Here is a 3,815-nt window from a genome sequence, read left to right as displayed (position 1 = left end):
GCCGACGCGGCGCCCGCGCAGGCGCTCGGCCAGGCATGCCGATGCGCTCGGGCCTGGTCCAAGAAGGTCGCCCTCGCGGAGGAACAGGTCGGCGACGGCGGCGTCCACACCGGGCAGCGTGGTGAGCAGTTCCCGCTCCCGGGCCGGGTCGTGGTGGGCCACCGCCCGGAGGCGGCGCAGGTCGCCCCGGTACCGCTCGACCACCGTGCGGGCCAGGTCGCCCAGCGTGTCGGCGAGGGCGTCGACGTCACCACGCTGACCGCACTCGCGCAGCACCCGGACCCGGTCGGCGTGCAGGGACCGGGCCAGCCGGGCGGCACTGTCCCAGCCCTGGGCGGGCAGGGCGTGCGCGCTGTCCACGGCACGCCGGAAGTCGCCCCGGCGGGCCAGCAGCACAGCCAGGCAGAGGATCTGGAACAGGCTCGACGGGTTGTTGGTGACCCGGAATCCGTACTGCTCGGCGAACCCGCGCCCGCCGCCGGCCAGGCGGCGGACCAGGCGCTTCTTGTCCTCGGTACGGGACATGGCGATGGTCGGCATGCCGGCGACTACCCACCGCGGGGCCGACCACGCCTGCCGTCAGCCGTGCAGGCCACCGCTGCGGTCGCGGGCCTTGAGGCGGGTGGTGGGCAGCTCCGGCGCGGGCAGCGGGGGCGCCGGGTCGTCGGCGACAGTGCCGAACCGCCGCCCGGCCATCCAGTCCTCCCGCGCGGCGACGACCTCCTCGTGCGAGCGGCCGACGAAGTTCCACCACATCACCAGGGGCTCCTCGAACGGTGCGCCGCCGAGCAGCAGCAGCCGCGAACCGGGCTCGCCGCGCAGGGCCAGCTCCGTGCGCCCTCTGCCGAGGTAGAGCAGCGCGCCGGGCTCGACGCCCACCCCGTCCACCTCGGCGGAGCCCGACATGGCCAGCAGCCCGTACTCGAAGTCCCGCCGCAGCGGCAGCGTCGCCGGCGCCGCACCACGCAGCTCCAGTTGCGCGCCGAGCAGCGGGGTGTGCACGACGGCCGGTGACCGCTCGCCGGCCAGCTCACCGACGAGCAGCGTCACGTCGAGATCGCCGTCGACGAAGCGGGGCAGGTCGGCGTGGTGGGCGAAGTCGGCCGCGCCGGCACGCGCCGGGTCCGGCAGGGCCACCCACAGCTGCATCCCGTGCATCAGCGGCGGGCGCACCTGCGGCGACCGCTCGGAGTGGGCGATGCCGTGGCCGGAGGTCATCACGTTGAGCTGGCCGGGCCGGATCGGCTGGACGTTGCCGAGGCTGTCGCGGTGCAGGATCTCCCCGTCGAGCAGCCAGGTCACGGTCTGCAGGCCGCTGTGCGGATGCGGCGGCACCTCCATGCCGGGGCGCTGCGAGACGTCGGCCGGACCGAAGTGGTCCACGAAGCACCACGCCCCGACCATCCGCCGCTGCCGCTGCGGGAGCAACCGGCGCACCGTCGTGTACCGCCCCAGTGGCACGTCGTGACCCGGCAGCAGAACGCTACCGGGGTCGACCGTCGCCACGCCGGGTGGTCGGGTCTCCGCCGGCATCTTCTCGGTACGCTCCACGGCCCGACTCTACGCGGCACGCGGCCCGCGTCACCGGCTCCCGGACGAGCTCCCGCCTCCGGTGCTGGCCCGGTCAGTCGCACCCACGGTGACGGTGTTCGCCCCGGCGACCAGGTCGAGGAACAGCCGGTCGGGGAGGCGGTCCCAGCCGGGTGAGCCGAGCAGCGCGCCAGCGGCCACGCCGTCGGTCCGCTCGCCGTGGACGGCGACCGCACCGGCACCGGCGGCGGCCCGGACCCGTACCGGCGGGGTGCCGGGGACGACGACGTCGAAGCGGTTCACCCCGCCGGTCATCCGCACGGTCACCGTGCCGGTGATCTCGGGCAGGCGCAGCTCGGTGGTCGTCGCCCCGCCGGCCAGTTCCAGCTCGGCCAGCCGGGCGGCGGTCAGGTCCAGACGCTGCTCGGTCACCCCGCCGGCCAGCCGTAGCCGCCACGTCACCGCGGCGTTGAGGACCACCTCCGCCGTACCCGGACCGGGCCGTCCGCTCGGGGCGAACCGCAGCCGGACGACGTCGCCGCGTACCTCGGCCTCCGCCCGCAGGCCACCATCCGAGGGCGTGCCGATCCGATACAGCTCGTCGCCCAGGTCCTCGACCCGCAGGTCGAGTCGGGTCAGCCCGTCCACCAGCTCGAAGGTCGCCCGTCCCCGGCCGGCCAGGTGCGCCGTGGCGACCTCGCCCGTCGCGGTCTCCTGGGCGGCCGCCGCGCCCAGGCCGCCCGGCTCGGCCGCCGGCCGCCCGGCCGGCCCCGTCCGTGGCCCGGCCGGTTCGCCGCCGGAGAACGCGACACCCAGCCGCTGCGGGTCGGAGAGCGTCACCACCACCGCGACGCCGCCGAGGGCGAGCACCGCCAGCGCCGCCGCGATCAGCACCCGTGCCGTGTACGGCCACTCCGGCCGTTCGGCGTCGTCCCTTCCGGGCCTCTCGGCCGGCTCCTCCACGGCGTCCGGCTCCCGTGTGGGGCGGTCACCGCCCTGCGCGCCCGGACGGCGGTTCTCCTGGTGCCCCGACGCCGCCATCGTCTCCCCTTTCACGGTCCCCGCGAGAAGGTACGGGTGCGACGCGCCCACGGATCACTCCTTGCGTCTCCCGTCGGGGGAGACGCAAAGCTGGAGGGCATGGACGGCGACGCGCTCCACTCGATAGGTGACCTGGCCCGGCGTACCGGCCTGACGGTCAAGGCCATCCGGTTCTACTCCGACCACGGGATCGTGCCGCCGACCGGCCGCACCCCGGCCGGCCACCGCCGCTACGGAACCGAGGCCCTCGCTCGTCTCGACCTTGTCCGTACGCTGCGCGAACTCGGTCTGGACCTGTCCACGGTGCGCAAGGTCGTAGACCGGGACGTGTCGCTTCCGGAGGTCGCGGCGGCGCACGCGGAGGCGCTGACCGTGCAGATCCGGACGCTGCGCCTGCGGCGTGCGGTGCTGACCGCGATCGCCAGACGCGGAACGACTCCCGAGGAGATGGATCTGATGCACAGGCTGACCCGACTCACGTCGGACCGACGACGGCAGTCGGTGGACGAGTTCCTCGACGCCGTCTTCGGCGGGCTCGACGCGGACGGCGGGTTCGCCGGGATCATGCGTTCGATGACCCCGGACCTGCCGGACGATCCCGACGCCGACCAGGTCGCCGCGTGGATCGAGCTGGCCGAGCTGTCCCGGGACCCGGACTTTCGTGCCAGCCTGCGACGGGTGGTCGAGCACTACGCGGACGACCGCGCCGCGGGCGGTGCCACCGGGGTACGCCGCGACGCCCTCGTCACGGTCCACGAGGCGGTACGCCCGGCTCTGGCGGCGGGCATCGACGCCGCCGCGCCGGAAGCGGATCGCGTCGTCGCCACGGCCCTGGCCCGGTACGCGGACCTTTGCGGCCATCCCGACGGCGTCGACCTCCGGCGGCGGCTGCTGAGCCGGTTGGAGGCCGCCCGCGACCCGCGTCGGGAGCGGTACCTCCACCTGCTCTCGATCGTCAACGGCTGGCCGGCGGCCACGGACAGCCTCCTGCCGGCGGTCGACTGGCTCCTCCGAGCCCTGCAGACACGCCCGCTCCCCTCGACCGTGTCCGGAGACGCCGCCGGCCGGCACCCGTTATCGGGTGCCGGCCAGCGGCTTGGTTCCCCCTGAGAGGAAGGTCTGTGATGGTCAGCTGTTCCAGTGCTCGGTGACGAGGTCGGCGGCCTGCTGCTCCCACTGGGCGTAGTGGTCGGGGTAGGCCGAGACCTGGACGGTCTGGGCGGCCTTGGTCAGCGGCATGTCCT

The 3,815-nt window shown here is 74.9% G+C and carries 4 protein-coding genes; 1 reads left to right on the top strand and 3 read right to left on the bottom strand.

Annotated features, from left to right (window positions below; all coding sequences use genetic code 11):
* The 3 genes from AB0I76_RS24815 to AB0I76_RS24805 all read right to left on the bottom strand — a co-directional run.
* On the bottom strand, window positions 1–540 hold a 540-nt coding region (locus AB0I76_RS24815; RefSeq protein WP_357039953.1), incomplete at its 3' end, for a hypothetical protein.
* Between the two features lie 39 nt (window positions 541–579).
* Window positions 580–1,551 (bottom strand): pirin family protein, encoded by a 972-nt coding sequence (locus AB0I76_RS24810; protein WP_357039951.1) that lies wholly within the window; start codon window positions 1,549–1,551, stop codon window positions 580–582.
* 30 nt (window positions 1,552–1,581) lie between these two features.
* Window positions 1,582–2,622, bottom strand: a complete 1,041-nt coding sequence (locus AB0I76_RS24805; protein ID WP_357039949.1) for a hypothetical protein — start codon at window positions 2,620–2,622, stop codon at window positions 1,582–1,584.
* Between the two features lie 48 nt (window positions 2,623–2,670).
* On the opposite strand from AB0I76_RS24805, the gene AB0I76_RS24800 reads away from it, so the two are divergent.
* Window positions 2,671–3,681, top strand: coding sequence for a MerR family transcriptional regulator (locus tag AB0I76_RS24800; protein ID WP_357039946.1), 1,011 nt, complete (start codon window positions 2,671–2,673; stop codon window positions 3,679–3,681).
* Window positions 3,682–3,815 lie beyond the last annotated feature (134 nt).

Source organism: Micromonospora sp. NPDC049799 (assembly GCF_040656655.1).
GTDB lineage: Bacteria > Actinomycetota > Actinomycetes > Mycobacteriales > Micromonosporaceae > Micromonospora.
The sequence above is the reverse complement of the archived record's forward strand: the minus strand, read 5'-3'. Positions and strand labels throughout refer to the sequence as shown.